The 14,076-nt window shown below is 57.0% G+C and carries 15 protein-coding genes; 11 read left to right on the top strand and 4 right to left on the bottom strand.

Going from position 1 to position 14,076, the window contains the following annotated elements; genetic code table 11:
* Positions 1 to 341: 341 nt before the first annotated feature.
* A complete protein-coding gene (locus tag OCH02_RS09795; RefSeq protein ID WP_261431049.1) occupies positions 342 to 1,766 on the bottom strand; it encodes a heavy metal sensor histidine kinase in 1,425 nt (474 codons plus the stop codon).
* Complete coding sequence (locus OCH02_RS09790; RefSeq protein WP_115182929.1) at positions 1,763 to 2,434, bottom strand: heavy metal response regulator transcription factor; 672 nt, start codon at positions 2,432 to 2,434, stop codon at positions 1,763 to 1,765. The genes OCH02_RS09795 and OCH02_RS09790 overlap by 4 nt, the downstream gene beginning before the upstream one ends.
* A 140-nt stretch (positions 2,435 to 2,574) precedes the next feature.
* Here OCH02_RS09790 and OCH02_RS09785 point away from each other — a divergent pair, with 140 nt between their 5' ends.
* The 4 genes from OCH02_RS09785 (at position 2,575) to OCH02_RS09770 (ending at position 5,191) form a co-directional block, all read left to right on the top strand.
* A complete protein-coding gene (locus OCH02_RS09785; RefSeq protein WP_261431048.1) occupies positions 2,575 to 3,201 on the top strand; it encodes a hypothetical protein in 627 nt (208 codons plus the stop codon).
* 14 nt (positions 3,202 to 3,215) lie between these two features.
* On the top strand, positions 3,216 to 3,821 hold the full coding sequence (locus OCH02_RS09780; protein ID WP_261431348.1) for a cytochrome b/b6 domain-containing protein: 606 nt from the start codon (positions 3,216 to 3,218) through the stop codon (positions 3,819 to 3,821).
* Positions 3,814 to 4,581 carry a molybdopterin-dependent oxidoreductase gene (locus tag OCH02_RS09775; protein WP_261431047.1) on the top strand — a complete coding sequence of 256 codons (768 nt, stop codon included), beginning with the start codon at positions 3,814 to 3,816 and terminating at the stop codon, positions 4,579 to 4,581. The genes OCH02_RS09780 and OCH02_RS09775 overlap by 8 nt, the downstream gene beginning before the upstream one ends.
* Before the next feature lie 124 nt (positions 4,582 to 4,705).
* Positions 4,706 to 5,191 (top strand): hypothetical protein, encoded by a 486-nt coding sequence (locus OCH02_RS09770; protein ID WP_261408263.1) that lies wholly within the window; start codon positions 4,706 to 4,708, stop codon positions 5,189 to 5,191.
* A 215-nt stretch (positions 5,192 to 5,406) separates the two neighbouring features.
* On the opposite strand, the gene ygbI is transcribed toward OCH02_RS09770, so the two are convergent.
* Positions 5,407 to 6,171, bottom strand: a complete 765-nt coding sequence (gene ygbI, locus OCH02_RS09765) for a DNA-binding transcriptional repressor YgbI (protein ID WP_261431046.1) — start codon at positions 6,169 to 6,171, stop codon at positions 5,407 to 5,409.
* 281 nt (positions 6,172 to 6,452) lie between these two features.
* Here ygbI and ltnD point away from each other — a divergent pair, with 281 nt between their 5' ends.
* From ltnD to OCH02_RS09735, 6 genes are all read left to right on the top strand, one after another.
* Entirely contained in the window at positions 6,453 to 7,367 is a 915-nt protein-coding gene (gene ltnD / locus OCH02_RS09760) for an L-threonate dehydrogenase (protein WP_261431045.1), read from the top strand.
* Complete coding sequence (otnK, locus tag OCH02_RS09755) at positions 7,367 to 8,629, top strand: 3-oxo-tetronate kinase (RefSeq protein ID WP_315899179.1); 1,263 nt, start codon at positions 7,367 to 7,369, stop codon at positions 8,627 to 8,629. Before ltnD ends, otnK begins: the two co-directional genes overlap by 1 nt.
* Entirely contained in the window at positions 8,626 to 9,258 is a 633-nt protein-coding gene (otnC, locus tag OCH02_RS09750) for a 3-oxo-tetronate 4-phosphate decarboxylase (protein ID WP_261431044.1), read from the top strand. Before otnK ends, otnC begins: the two co-directional genes overlap by 4 nt.
* Before the next feature lie 3 nt (positions 9,259 to 9,261).
* Entirely contained in the window at positions 9,262 to 10,038 is a 777-nt protein-coding gene (otnI, locus tag OCH02_RS09745) for a 2-oxo-tetronate isomerase (RefSeq protein ID WP_261431043.1), read from the top strand.
* A gap of 107 nt (positions 10,039 to 10,145) precedes the next feature.
* Positions 10,146 to 11,516: a GntP family transporter gene (locus OCH02_RS09740; protein WP_261431041.1), complete on the top strand. Its 1,371-nt coding sequence runs from the start codon at positions 10,146 to 10,148 to the stop codon at positions 11,514 to 11,516.
* Between the two features lie 51 nt (positions 11,517 to 11,567).
* Complete coding sequence (locus OCH02_RS09735; RefSeq protein ID WP_261431040.1) at positions 11,568 to 12,098, top strand: GNAT family N-acetyltransferase; 531 nt, start codon at positions 11,568 to 11,570, stop codon at positions 12,096 to 12,098.
* Between the two features lie 9 nt (positions 12,099 to 12,107).
* On the opposite strand, the gene OCH02_RS09730 is transcribed toward OCH02_RS09735, so the two are convergent.
* On the bottom strand, positions 12,108 to 12,983 hold the full coding sequence (locus OCH02_RS09730; RefSeq protein WP_261431039.1) for a LysR family transcriptional regulator: 876 nt from the start codon (positions 12,981 to 12,983) through the stop codon (positions 12,108 to 12,110).
* 93 nt (positions 12,984 to 13,076) lie between these two features.
* Here OCH02_RS09730 and OCH02_RS09725 point away from each other — a divergent pair, with 93 nt between their 5' ends.
* Positions 13,077 to 14,060: a nitrilase family protein gene (locus OCH02_RS09725; protein WP_261431038.1), complete on the top strand. Its 984-nt coding sequence runs from the start codon at positions 13,077 to 13,079 to the stop codon at positions 14,058 to 14,060.
* Positions 14,061 to 14,076 lie beyond the last annotated feature (16 nt).

Genomic DNA, 14,076 nt, shown 5'->3' with positions numbered 1-14,076 from the left:
CACAATCATTGATATATTTATATGTAAAAGTTCTTAAAGTTAGTTTTTTGTTTTGTAAATTATCGCCTTTAAGCTAAAAATCCTTCCTGCTCATTTAATGCAAGCATTTTTAATGAAAAAATAATAATGCATAATTTTTGATGACACTATATTTAACCAAAAATCAAAGGGTAAAGCGTAAAATAGACGCAATTTACGGCAGGATTAATCTTTTGATTCGGGGGTTATAGATACAATAACGGGGAAAATGAAAGTAAATGGTTACGAATACATTTGCGCCAATAATACCCTGCGTCACTATATTAGTGATGCAAAGATTAGTCTCAAACGGCGGGGTTAAATTAATCTGCGGCGGGAAAGATCAGGCTAAAGGTGATCCTGGAGGCGTTATTCTCTGCTGAGCACTGGGCACGACTAACACCGCCGTGCAGCGTCATTATGGCGCGGACGATCGCCAGCCCCAAACCGCTGGCATGGCTGCCGGCACTGCGGGCAGCATCCGCGCGATAGAAACGGTCGAACAACTTATCAAGATGAGCCGGGGCAATAGCCGGCCCCTGATTAACCACCTGTACAACCACTTCCCCAGTCTGCTGATTGAGGGTTTGCAGCAATATCTGACTGTTTTCATCAGCATAACGCACCGCATTGGCCACCAGATTGCTCAGGGCACGCTGGAACAGCATGGCATCCGCCAGCAATGGCCCTTCGCCCTGACAAACCAGCGTAATGCCGCGCTCTTCCGCCAGGCCTTCAAAATAATCCGCCACCCGTTGCAGCTCATGCGCCATATCAAGGCGACTGACGTTCAGCACCGCCTGCCCTTCGCCGGCACGCGCCAGAAACAGAATATTTTCGACCATGCGAGAAATGCGTTCCAGTTCATCCATGTTGTTCGACAGCAGGGTTTCATACTCCTCCACGCTGCGTGACTGATACAGCGCCACCTGACATTGCCCCATTAGCGCGCCCACCGGAGTGCGGATCTCGTGTGCCAGATCGGCGGAAAACTGCGTCAGCCGTTGATAGCCTTCGTTCAGGCGATCGAGCATGGCATTAAACGAACGAGTCAGTTGCTGCAATTCCTTCGGCGCGCCCTGCTCGCTCAGCCGAGTCGACAGCGTATTCGGTGTGATCGCCGCCGCCTGCGCCGCCATGCGCCATAACGGCTGCAACCCACGACGCATCACCCAAAACCCCAGCAATGCAATCAGCACAAACGCCATCGCCACCGCAGCCACAATCCGCCAAAGATAGCGCGCCAGCATTTTCTGTTCATTGACCAACACGTGTGCGGCCGAGATTTGCAGCAGGCGGCCGTCCTCCAGCCTGACCAGTGCAGATACGGCGCGCAGTGGCACGCCTTGTGGCGTTTGCCCACCGTGCACCGCACTTAACCGCTGCGGCGTGCCAACCGGCGTCGGGATCATCGCCGGCAGACTCAGCCTGGCCGGGTTAACGTTGATTAACGGTTTTTGCCCCGGTAGCTGAAAAATCAGTACGTCCTGTTCGTTGCCCAGCATATTCTCAAACAGGCCAGTATTCGCCGTCAGCCGCTCAAGTGGAAAGCGTCGGCTCAGCAAATGGCGAAAATACTCCACCCGTCCGGTGACCTGCAAATCGCTGCGGAGGGTCATCTCCTGACGCATCGCCCCGTACAGGTACCCTCCCGCGCCGCTAACCACCAGCGCGGCTACCAGTGCAAACAGCATCGCACTGCGCAACGTCAACGACAGCGCCCGCCAGCGTTGAGCCAGAGCCTTCATGAACGCGGCTCGCAAACGTAGCCGATGCCGCGCACGCTGTGGATCAGCTTGACGTCAAAGGGCCGATCAATCTTGGCGCGTAGCCGCTTGATCGCTACGTCCACCACGTTGGTATCACTGTCAAAGTTCATGTCCCAGACCTGTGAGGCGATCATGGTGCGTGACAGCACTTCCCCTTCGCGGCGCACCAACAGGTGCAACAACATGAACTCCTTGTTGGTCAGCGGGATCACCTGCTCCTGCCGTACCGCTTTGCGGCGCAGAACGTCGAGCTGCAGATCGGCAATCGCATAGTGGTCGGCCTCACGTACCGTGCCGCGCCGCAATAGCGTGCGCAATCGCAACACCAGTTCAGTGAAGGAAAAAGGTTTGATCAGATAATCATCGGCCCCCAGTTCCAGGCCATGAATACGATCCTGCACCCCGTCGCGGGCAGTCAGAAACAGGATCGGCACGTCGCTTTTCTTGCGCAGTACCTCAATGATCTGCCAGCCATCCAGCCCTGGCAGCATCACGTCGAGCACAATGGCGTCGTAAGCATCCTCAAGCGCCCGAAACAGGCCGTCGGTACCGTTACGCGCCAAATCGACGCTGTACCCGGCCTCGCCCAACCCTTTCTTCAGGTAATCACCCGTGCTGATGTCGTCTTCAACTACCAATATCCGCATTGTCGCCACCTCATTACACCAGCCGAAATATTAGCAGCTTCGGCAGACATGCTTGATGACATTAATGTCATTAAACGGACATGGTGCTGTCCCTGTTGTTCAACCATGCTTAACCGGCAACCTAAACAGAGGAGAACATTATGATTACCCGTCATCGTTTTGCCGGTTTACTGCTGTCCACCCTGATGCTGTGCAGCGGAGCCGCCGCTGCGGCTCAAACGCCAGGGAAAGTGATTGCTCCACTGCGCGGCACTATCAGTCAGGTGACCGACAGCAGCCTGCAAATTACCGACCGTAAAGGGGAAAAGATCAATGTCAAACTCAACGACCAGACGAAGGTGCTGAGCGTTTCAAAAGGCACGCTGGATGACATTAAACCGGACAGCTTTATCGGCACCGCCGCGGTACCCCAAGCGGACGGCAGCCTGAAAGCGCTGGAAGTCCACGTCTTCGCCGCCAGCCTGCGCGGCACCGGTGAGGGCCATTCGGCCTGGGAATCTGCCGACGGCAAGGTGGATACCATGACCAACGGCACCGTGGGTAAACTGGTTAAATCCAACGGCCGTACTCTGACCGTGACCTACGGCAACCAGCAAAAAACCGTTAACGTGCCGGAAGATGTGCCTATCGTGACGCTTGATCCCGGCGATCGCAGCCTGCTCAAACCCGGCGCGCACATCGTGTTGTTCTCCGCCACTGACGATAAGGGCGAACGCGTCGCCACCCGCATTTCTGCCGGCAAAGACGGCACCGTTCCGCCGATGTAACTCGGGAGTCGATGATGAAAACCAACGCGCCGCGACCTGTGCACCGCTGGCCGGTACGCCTTACCCATTGGATTAACCTGTTTGCCATGGTCTGCATGTTCATGAGCGGCTGGGAAATCTACAACGCCTCACCGCTGTTCGGCTTTCGCTTTCCGCCGCAGGTCACGCTCGGCGGTTGGCTGGGGGGCGCGATTGGTTGGCATCTGGCGGTCATGTGGCTGCTGGCAGGCAACGCGCTGGGCTATTTCCTGTGGAGCCTGTTCAGCGGCCATTTTCGACGAGATCTGCTGCCGCTCACCGCCGCTGCGTTACGGCGCGATATCGGGCAGGCGTTAACGCTGCGACTAAAGCATCAGCACGGCCGATATAACGCCATTCAAAAGCTCATGTACCTCGGTGTGCTGGTTCTCGGGCTGTTGCTGGTGCTCTCCGGGCTGGCAATCTGGAAACCGGTGCAGCTACAAGGGCTGGTAAGCCTGTTCGGCGGTTTTGACACCGCGCGTTACGTACACTTTTTCGCTATGTCCGGCATTGGTTTATTTGTGGTGGTCCACCTGCTGATGGTGACGATCGTGCCGCGCACGCTATGGGCAATGATTACGGGTGGCAAGCATGAGTGAAAAAAAACAGCGCCCTGCGGCACCGACGCTGGAGCCGGCGCAAAAGAAACAATTGGTCAATCTCCAGCGCCGCCTGATGCTGCGCTCCGGCCTGACGCTGGGCGGCATCGCCATGCTGAGCGGCTGCAACCTGCAGGACGGCGATCAGGTCGATAAAGTGTTGTGGGCAATGTCGCGCTGGAACGATCGGGTGCAGGCCTGGCTGTTCAGTGGCCAGAAGCTGGCACAAACCTATCGCTCGGACCAAATCACCCATCCCTTCCCGTTTAACGCGTTTTATCCCGAGTACAACGTACCGGAAGTGGATCTGGCCAGCTATCAGCTGGAAGTCTCCGGCAAGGTAGAAAAAAAAGCACCCTGGACGCTGGAACAGCTGCAGCGCCTGCCGCAGCAAAGCCAGATAACCCGCTTGATCTGTATCGAGGGCTGGAGCGCCATCGGCCAATGGGGCGGCGTGCCGTTGCGTAACTTCCTGCAGCACGTCGGGGCGGATCTGAACGCGCGCTATGTTGGCTTCAAATGCGCGGACCGTTATTACTCCAGCATCGACATGGCCACCGCGCTGCATCCACAGACCATTCTGGCGCTGGATTTCGGCGGTAAGGCGCTGCCTGCAGATTACGGCTACCCGTTAAGGCTGCGGGTACCCACCAAGCTGGGGTTCAAGAACGCCAAACATATCGCCGCTATTTTTGTCAGCGATACCAACCCCGGCGGCTACTGGGAAGATCAGGGCTATAACTGGTTCAGCGGTATTTAGTTTTCTGCGCAGCGCTGCGCAGGATCCCCGCGGACGGCTGGCACAGATATCCCGTCGCTGCTAATAATTCACCATTAACAAGGAAGATAACTATTGGAAAAGTAATAATAAAAAGGATTTTATCATGGAGATTGATGCTACGGAGCGCTATACGCTACGGGCGGGTGAATTCAGATATCAGATAACAGTAAGCAAAAGTGACGAAAAAACTGCAGAATATTATCTGGATTTCAAAAAGATCACTCAAGAAATGCGAGCATGGTTTGCGCATGTTTATACCGACCCAGACTTTTTAGATAACGCTTATGCCATAGAGTTTTATGATATCAAAGCACTAAGTCTTGCCACCAGACAAGGACGCTCCGCATTCGATACCTATACCCCCATGGGGTATACATTTTCTGAACGTGAGCGCCTGTTCGTCGATGGGATAGGTAAAACTATTATCGACTTCGTTACCCAATATCAGGCAAAGCTCGTTTTTAGCGTACCTTTAAGACCCGCCCTGGCCAAAATCTATGATTCACTATTGAAAAAACATGCTCAAAGAGTACAGTATTTATACAAAATGGAATTCATAAAGGACGGTTTATATGTCATCGAAATCTAACGTCTTGGATCAATCACAGGAGCAAAGCTCGAATTTTTTGAGTATTAAAGAACAGCGCTTGCAGGCCTTACAAGCTTTCCATGATGCCTGGTGGGAACAAAGATGCCAGGAGTGGCGTGAACGAGGTTGCCTCGGTACGCCAGGGCGGGTCATCAGCCGCTACCGTTCCAACGAAACGTCATAACCCCCATTTGGGGGTTTTCTGTTTTAGCCGCTCACTCCCCGGGCGTCATCAGCGTGATATCCGCCTGCAGGATCGCCTCGCGCGCGGCGGCGGGCAGGTTGTCATCGGTGATAATCGCATCAAATACCGTTATCGGCAGTGCCAGATAGGTGGCGACTTTACCGTATTTAGAAGTATCGCTGAGCAGAATGCAGCGGCGGCTGACATCCACAATGGCTTTCTTGACCACCACCTTGTCTTCGTTCGGCGTCGACAGCCCGCGCATCCCCCATGACGAAGCGGAAATAAACGCCAGATCGATAAACAGCCCGCGCAATGCCTGCGCTGCCGCTTCCCCCACGCAGGAGCGATTCTCACGGCAGACGGTACCGCCAGTGTGAATGATTTTGCACTGGCTGTGCTCAATCAGGTAACCCGCAATCACGAAATCATTGGTGACTACCGTCAGGTCATCGCGATCGCTAATGTGCCTGGCCAGCGCCAGCGTCGTGGTACCCGCATCCAGATAGATACAGCTGTCAGCGGGGATCTGCCGGGCGGCCAACTGCCCGATGGCCGCTTTCTGCTGGCTGTACATCCCTTCCTTATCCTGATGCGAAGGCTCGATCGCCACCCGCTCTGCCGACTGCACGCCGCCCGACACCGCCAGTACCGCGCCCTGCTCCTCAAGCTTTTGCAGATCGCGGCGAATGGTCATGTGCGACACCCCCAGCCGTTCAGTCAATTCTGCAATGCTGACCACTCCGCGTTCTGATACCAACGCTAAGATTTGTTGATGGCGTTCTACAGGTATCACGGTTCCCTCTCTTTACCGCAGTGATAATAATTGTGATTTTACGTCAATTTTCGTTCGGCGAAAGCCTGCTGTTTTCAGGCCGTGAAGTCGCTCATATTATCGATTATTTAATTTTAATATTTTAAAACAACCAGATAAAACAAAACTCATATTATTGGCTGATGTGAACCTTATCCATTCACTGTTAATAATTGTGACAGCGATCGCTGATAGCACACGACAAAGCGCTTATATTTAACACAACAAAACAAATTATCACTAAAATTAACATGAGGTGCGCTATGACACAGCCCGCGAATTATGCAGTTTGCATCGTAGGATTAGGTTCAATGGGCATGGGAGCGGCGAAGTCGTGCATTAATGCCGGGCTGACCACTTACGGTGTCGATCTTAACCCGCAGGCGCTGGCCACCTTGCAACAGGCCGGAGCAAAACAGGCGGCTACCCGTGCAGACGACTTTGCAACCGAACTCGATGCCTTGCTGCTGCTGGTGGTCAACGCAGCCCAAGTGAAACAGATCCTGTTTGGTGACAACGGCCTGGCCGCGAAACTGAAGCCAAATACGCCGGTGATGGTGTCTTCTACCATTTCCGCGGCCGATGCCAAGCAGATCGAACAACAGCTGCTGGCCTTGGGCCTGAACATGTTGGACGCCCCGGTTTCCGGTGGCGCAGCCAAAGCTGCCGAGGGCCAGATGACGGTGATGGCCTCCGGTGCCGAATCCACTTTCCGGCAGTTGCAACCGGTGCTGGACGCCATTGCCGGCAAGGTCTATCGCATTGGCGAAGAAATTGGTCTGGGGGCTACGGTGAAAATCATCCACCAACTGCTGGCCGGGGTACATATCGCCGCCGGGGCCGAGGCCATGGCGCTGGCCGCCCGTGCCGGTATTCCGCTGGACGTGATGTACGATGTCGTCACCCACGCTGCCGGTAACTCATGGATGTTCGAGAACCGCATGCGCCACGTGGTCGACGGTGACTATGCGCCTAAATCGGCGGTTGATATCTTCGTGAAGGATCTGGGGTTGGTAGCGGATACTGCCAAAGCGCTGCATTTCCCACTGCCGCTGGCCTCAACCGCCTTCAATATGTTCACCGCCGCCAGCAACGCCGGTTTCGGTAAAGAGGACGACAGTGCGGTGATCAAGATCTTCGCCGGTATCAGCCTGCCGCAAAAGAAGGAGAACGCATAATGCTGCTCGGCGTCATTGCAGATGATTTTACCGGAGCCACCGATATTGCCAGCTTTCTGGTAGAAAACGGCCTGCCGACGGTGCAGTTGAACGGCGTGCCGCAGGATGATATGCCGGTCGAAGCGCAGGCGGTGGTTATCAGCCTGAAGTCACGCTCCTGCCCGGTGGCGCAGGCCATTGAGCAGTCGTTGCAGGCACTGGCCTGGCTACAGCGCCAGGGTTGCCGGCAATTTTACTTCAAATATTGTTCGACCTTCGACAGCACCGCGCAGGGCAATATCGGCCCGGTGACCGATGCCCTGCTTCATGCACTGGGCGAAAACCAGACGGTGATTTCACCCGCGTTGCCAGTCAACGGTCGCACCGTATATCAGGGCTATCTGTTCGTGTCGGATCGGTTGCTGGCAGAATCCGGCATGCGCCACCACCCGGTAACGCCAATGACCGACAGTAACCTGCTGCGGCTGATGGAAGCACAGGCTCAGGGACGCTGTGGGCTGGTGAACGCCGCAGAAATGGATCGTGGCCCCGAGGCGGTGGCTGAAAAACTACGGCAATTGGCACAGCAGGGCTTGCGTTACGCCGTGCTCGATACGCTAAATGAACAGCATTTGCTGACCCAGGGTGCAGCGCTGAAAGAGATGAAACTGGTGACCGGTGGCTCCGGCCTGGCAATTGGCCTGGCACGCCAATGGGCACAGCCGGGACAAGGCAACCCACAGGCCGCTGGAGCGCCGCAGGGAGCAAAAGCCGTGGTGTTGTCCGGTTCCTGTTCCACCATGACTAATCAACAGGTGGCACGTTACCGTCAGCAGGCCGCCGCTATGGCGGTCGACGTGGCGCGGTGCCTGGACGACGCTGAGCGCACGGCCTATATCACCGAGCTGAGCGACTGGGTGCAACAGCAGGCGAGTGCCCCGCTGGCCCCCCTGCTGTACGCCACCGCAGAGCCGGAAAAACTGCAGCAGGTGCAACAGCAGTACGGTATGGCCGCCGCCAGCCAGGCGGTAGAGTTGCTGTTCGCCGGAGTGGCCAAGCGGCTCCAGCAGCGTGGATTCAGCCGCTTTATCGTCGCCGGCGGCGAAACCTCCGGCGTGGTAACGCAGGCTCTGGGTATTTGTGGCTTCCACATTGGCCCCTGCATTTCTCCCGGCGTGCCCTGGGTGCGTGCCATCGATCAATCTATTTCACTGGCCCTGAAATCGGGCAATTTTGGCGATGAGAACTTTTTCGCCCGGGCGCAAACGGAGTTCCCCTTATGACACTGACCACCGAACAGCAGGCACGTGAAGAAATGGTACGTCTGGGAGCCTCGTTCTTTCAGCGTGGCTACGCGACCGGGTCTGCCGGTAATCTTTCGCTGTTATTGGCGGATGGCTCGCTACTGGCCACCCCCACCGGCTCCTGTCTGGGTGAACTGCAGGCCGATCGGTTGTCGAAAGTCAGCCTGAGCGGCGAATGGCTGTCCGGGGATAAACCGTCAAAAGAGATCAGTTTCCACCGCGCGCTGTATCTGAACAACCCGGAATGCAAAGCGGTGGTGCACCTGCACTGCACCTATCTTACAGCCCTGTCCTGCCTGCAGGGGCTGGACGTGGAGAATGCCATCAAACCCTTCACCCCTTATGTGGTGATGCGGGTCGGCAAGGTGCCGGTGGTGCCTTACTATCGCCCCGGTGACTTGCGACTGGCAGAGGATCTGGCCACGCTGGCACCGACGCACCGTGCTTTTTTGCTGGCCAATCACGGCCCGGTGGTTACAGGTAAGAGCCTGCGTGCAGCGGCGGACAACACCGAAGAGATGGAGGATGCGGCGAAGCTGATTTTCACCCTCGGCGAACGCCCGATTCGTTATTTGACCGATGATGAGATTGCCGAGCTACGGAGCTGAATCATGCCTAAATTTGCTGCCAATTTATCGATGCTGTTTACCGAACTGCCGTTCCTAGAGCGGTTCGAGGCCGCGGCCGCCGAAGGGTTCACCGCAGTGGAGTTCCTGTTCCCCTATGACTATCCGGCCGGGTTGCTGGCGGAAAAGCTGCGCCGCCACGGCCTGCAGCAGGTGCTGTTTAATACCGCCCCCGGCAATGCCGATGCCGGGGAATGGGGGTTGGCGGCGGTGCCTGGCCGCGAACAGGCCGCGCGTGCCGATATCGACAGAGCTTTGGCCTACGCCATCGAGCTCAACTGCCCCAGCGTACACGTCATGGCCGGTGTGGTTCCGCCCGGCGAAGATTGGCAACGCTACCGCGATACCTTTATCGGCAATATCCGCTACGCCGCCGACAGCTTCGCCCAGCACGGCATCCAGGTGCTGATCGAGGCGCTCAGCCCACAGGTAAAACCCAACTATCTGTTCTCCAGCCAGCATCAGGCAGAAAAACTGGTCGAAGCCGTCGATCGCCCGAATGTGTTTATCCAGTTCGATTTTTTCCATGCGCAGTTGGTCGACGGCAATATCAGCGGTCTGATGGCAGCGCTGGCCGGGCGCTATGCCCATATTCAGATAGCTTCAGTACCAGAACGCCATGAACCGGACGACGGCGAACTGAATTATCCGTGGCTGTTCGCCCAACTGGACCGCCTCGGTTATACCGGCTGGATTGGCTGCGAGTACAAACCGCGTGGCAATACCCGAGCCGGGCTGGGTTGGATAAAACCTTACCTGTAACAGGCCGCTTCTCCGTACCTGCGCAACAACAATATAAAAATTAAACGCACCCGTATCGCCAGCCGGCGATCGCGGTGCCTGACTCTTACCCGATTAAAGGCTATCCCATGTCGACTTCCCTGCTTTTGATAATTGCCGCATTAGGCGTAGTGTTGCTTCTGCTGATGGTGATCAAGGCCAAGATCCAGCCATTTGTCGCCCTGCTGGTGGTTAGCCTGCTGGTGGCGCTGGCCAGCGGTATTCCGACCGGTGAGGTGATGAAAGTGATGACCGCCGGAATGGGCGGCGTGCTGGGCTCAGTCACCATTATTATCGGTCTGGGCGCGATGCTCGGCAGAATGATCGAGCATTCCGGCGGGGCGGAGTCCCTGGCCCAGCGTTTCAGCCAGGCGTTAGGGCCAAAACGTACCATCGCCGCGCTAACCATCGCCGCGTTTATTCTCGGTATTCCGGTGTTCTTCGACGTCGGCTTTATCATTCTGGCACCGATCATCTACGGCTTTGCCAAAGTGGCCAAAGTTTCCCCACTGAAGTTTGGCCTGCCGATGGCCGGCGTAATGCTGACCGTACACGTCGCGCTGCCGCCGCACCCTGGCCCGGTGGCCGCTGCCGGGTTACTGAACGCCGACATCGGCTGGCTGACCATCATCGGCCTGGCTATCTGCATTCCGGTCGGTGTTATCGGCTACCTCGCGGCCAAATGGCTGAACCGTAAGCCCTACCCGTTATCGATTGAAGTGCTGGAGCAGCTGCAGCTGGCGGCCCCCGAGCCGGCTCCTGCAGGCAAAGCGCCGTTAAGCGATCGTATCAACCCACCGGGGGCCGGGCTGGTGGCCGCGCTGATCGTCATTCCTATCGCGATCATCATGCTAGGTACCGTTTCCGCCACCCTGCTTGAGCCAGGTTCGGTACTGCGTGACACTTTATCGTTGGTCGGTTCCCCTGCGGTGGCGCTGATGATCGCCCTGCTGCTGGCGTTCTATTTCCTGGCCATTCGCCGCGGCTGGAGCCTGCAACACACCAGTGACGTAATGGGCGGCGCGCTGCCCACTGCCGCCGTGGTGATCCTGGTGACCGGTGCCGGTGGCGTGTTCGGCAAAGTGCTGGTGGAGTCTGGCGTAGGCAAGGCATTGGCGGACGTTCTCACCACCATTGGCCTGCCGTTGATTCCGGCGGCGTTTATTATCTCGCTGGCCCTGCGTGCCTCACAAGGGTCCGCCACCGTGGCGATCCTGACAACCGGAGGGTTACTTTCGGAAGCGGTCAGCGGACTGAACCATTTACAGTTGGTGCTGGTCACCCTCGCCACCTGCTTCGGCGGATTGGGGCTGTCGCATGTGAATGACTCCGGCTTCTGGATCGTCACCAAATACCTCGGCCTCTCCGTCGCCGATGGATTGAAAACCTGGACGGTGCTGACCACTATCCTCGGCCTAAGTGGCTTCCTGTTCACCTGGTTGCTGTGGCTGGCGGTGTAATTTCTCTGGCATACTGCACAGACCCCCTTTGGCTCTGTGCAGGAAAAAATAATGACCCTTGTTACCGTCGCACCGCAGTTGCTTACCGAACGTTTACGCCTGGATGCCCATACGCTGGACGACTTTGACGCATTGGCCGCTATGTGGGCCGATCCTGAAGTGGTGCGCTATATCGGTGGCACGCCAAGAGATAGGGAAGACTCCTGGGGACGGCTGATGCGTTACGTCGGTCACTGGGCGCTATTAGGTTATGGCTACTGGGCGGTACGCGATAAAATCAGCGGCGCTTACCTCGGCGGCATCGGCTTTTCTGACTTCCAGCGGCATATCACCCCGGCGCTCGATGCCCCGGAGATGGGTTGGACGTTAGTGACATCGGCTCAGGGCAAAGGCTATGCCACCGAAGCGTTGCGTGCGGCCCTGGCATGGGGGAAAGACCATTTACCGGGCGATAAGGCGGTCTGTATTATTTCGCCGGAAAACCAAGCTTCAGTGTCGCTGGCGAAGAAGGTCGGTTTTAGTGAAAGCCACCGCAGCGAATACCATCAGAACCCGATACTGGTGATGCACTGCCCGTTGTAAACCAGGCGGTTAACGCACCGACGCTGCAGCCAACGCAACCTTAATAAAATTATCCCGCAGCGCATCAGCCTGCTGTGGATTCCAGGCAATGCCGACCTGCCACTCGGTCTGTTCACCACTGAGCGGCAGAATATCGATACCCATCGGGACAATATGTGTAACGCTGTGCGGTAACAGGGCAACGCCAATGCCGGCGGCAACCAGCGCCAACAGCGTCTGGATATCCCCCGCCTGTTGCACCACATTCGGCACCAGCTGATGGGCGGCAATAAAACGCAGCGACTGTTCGCTCAGACCGCGTCCGCGCTTTGGCGTCAGCTGCAACAGCGGCAGGGTATTGAATTGCCCGATGATCGTTTCCGCCTTCAGCGCCAACGCAGCGGGTGCAGCCAGCACCAACCGATCGCTCAGCAGCGCGCTAGCCCGCAGCGGTGTGCTGACCGGCAGCCGCACGAACCCCACCTGCAACTCTCCTTGCAACAACAGCTGATACTGTCGCTCCGAAGGCAAGTCCTCCAGCCCCACGGCAACCTCGGGAAAATGCTGGCGGAAGGTGGCAACCAGTTGCGGTGCCAGGTGAAAACTGGACAGCCCGAACCCGATAGCCAACCGCCCCGCTTCGCCTTGCACGATACTCAAAGCCCGCTGTTGAAACTGTAAATGCTGCCCCACCAGCGCCTGTGCCTCGGGGTAGAGCCGCTGTCCGCCGGCGGTGAGCTGTGCCCCCTGGCGCCCACGGTTAAACAACCGAGCACCCAGCAGCGCTTCCAGCGCCTGGATCTGTTTGCTCAGCGCCGGCTGGGTAATACACAGCCGTTCTGCCGCCAGGCGATAATTGCCCTGTTCGGCCAGCACCACAAAGGCGCGCAGTTGTCGAATATCCATTCCGATTGGTTATCAAATAAGGAATTTAATTGATTATACAGTAATCAATAGCTTTGCTGTAATCAACGCCAGACAACGACCAAAGGTAACCTTATGACAAACTCTCTGCGCGCCGCGACGGTGCAATTCCAGCATCGCGCCAACGATAAAAATTACAACCTGTCGGTAATCGAGGGCTTTATCGCTCGCGCCGCCGCCGAACAAATCCAGGTGCTGACCTTCCCGGAGATGTGCATTACCGGCTATTGGCACGTTCGACACCTCAGCGCCGGCGAAATTGGCGCACTGGCGGAGCCGATTGCTACCAGCCCTTCGCTGGCGCGTATTCGTCCGCTGGCGGAGCGCTATAACATGGCAATCGGTGTCGGGCTTATCGAACAGGGTGAAGACGGAAAATATTACAATGCCTACGCGGTTTGCCTGCCCGATGGCAAGCTTCACGTACACCGTAAACTGCACGCCTTTGAACACCCGGCGATAGCCAGCGGCGACAGCTTTACCGTGTTTGACACCCCATGGGGGGTCAGGATGGGAGTATTGATCTGCTGGGACAATAACCTGGTAGAGAACGTGCGGGCGACCGCTTTGCTGGGGGCTGAAGTCCTGCTGGCTCCGCATCAAACGGGCGGCACCCATTCCCGCAGCCCGCATGGTATGAAGCCAATCCCGCTGGACATCTGGCAACAACGGCAGAAAAATCCGGCAGCGATAGAAGCGGCGTTTCGGGGCGAACAGGGTCGCGGCTGGCTACTGCGTTGGCTACCGGCCCGCGCTCATGATAATGGCCTGTTTGTTCTGTTCAGCAATGGTGTGGGCCGCGATGACGACGAAGTTCGCACCGGCAATGCGATGATCCTCGACCCCTATGGCCGTATTTTGGCGGAAACCTGGGCGGCGGAAGATCGGATGGTCACGGCCGAACTGGATCTGTCGCTGATCCCGCTCAGTACCGGACGCCGCTGGATCCACGGCCGACGGCCCGCGCTGTACGGTATTCTCACCCAGCCACAGGGCTACGAGCGGGATGCCCGCAGCGCACGATTTTCGTCAGAGCCGGCACAGAAACTGGGCAAGTAGTCACCTGCGCCGAATG

The organism is Serratia quinivorans, assembly GCF_946227985.1.
Taxonomy (GTDB): domain Bacteria; phylum Pseudomonadota; class Gammaproteobacteria; order Enterobacterales; family Enterobacteriaceae; genus Serratia; species Serratia quinivorans_A.
Note: the sequence above shows the minus strand (reverse complement) of the source record. Positions and strands in the feature narration are given on the sequence as shown.

Bases quoted from the DNA above. Each gene is read 5' to 3' on its own strand.
- OCH02_RS09785 (WP_261431048.1), top strand. From the start codon at position 2,575: ATGATTACCCGTCATCGTTTTGCCGGTTTACTGCTGTCCACCCTGATG.
- OCH02_RS09780 (WP_261431348.1), top strand. From the start codon at position 3,216: ATGAAAACCAACGCGCCGCGACCTGTGCACCGCTGGCCGGTACGCCTT.
- OCH02_RS09740 (WP_261431041.1), top strand. From the start codon at position 10,146: ATGTCGACTTCCCTGCTTTTGATAATTGCCGCATTAGGCGTAGTGTTG.
- otnK (WP_315899179.1), top strand. From the start codon at position 7,367: ATGCTGCTCGGCGTCATTGCAGATGATTTTACCGGAGCCACCGATATT.
- OCH02_RS09770 (WP_261408263.1), top strand. From the start codon at position 4,706: ATGGAGATTGATGCTACGGAGCGCTATACGCTACGGGCGGGTGAATTC.
- OCH02_RS09775 (WP_261431047.1), top strand. From the start codon at position 3,814: ATGAGTGAAAAAAAACAGCGCCCTGCGGCACCGACGCTGGAGCCGGCG.
- OCH02_RS09795 (WP_261431049.1), bottom strand. From the start codon at position 1,766: ATGAAGGCTCTGGCTCAACGCTGGCGGGCGCTGTCGTTGACGTTGCGC.
- ltnD (WP_261431045.1), top strand. From the start codon at position 6,453: ATGACACAGCCCGCGAATTATGCAGTTTGCATCGTAGGATTAGGTTCA.
- OCH02_RS09730 (WP_261431039.1), bottom strand. From the start codon at position 12,983: ATGGATATTCGACAACTGCGCGCCTTTGTGGTGCTGGCCGAACAGGGC.
- OCH02_RS09790 (WP_115182929.1), bottom strand. From the start codon at position 2,434: ATGCGGATATTGGTAGTTGAAGACGACATCAGCACGGGTGATTACCTG.
- OCH02_RS09725 (WP_261431038.1), top strand. From the start codon at position 13,077: ATGACAAACTCTCTGCGCGCCGCGACGGTGCAATTCCAGCATCGCGCC.
- otnI (WP_261431043.1), top strand. From the start codon at position 9,262: ATGCCTAAATTTGCTGCCAATTTATCGATGCTGTTTACCGAACTGCCG.
- OCH02_RS09735 (WP_261431040.1), top strand. From the start codon at position 11,568: ATGACCCTTGTTACCGTCGCACCGCAGTTGCTTACCGAACGTTTACGC.
- otnC (WP_261431044.1), top strand. From the start codon at position 8,626: ATGACACTGACCACCGAACAGCAGGCACGTGAAGAAATGGTACGTCTG.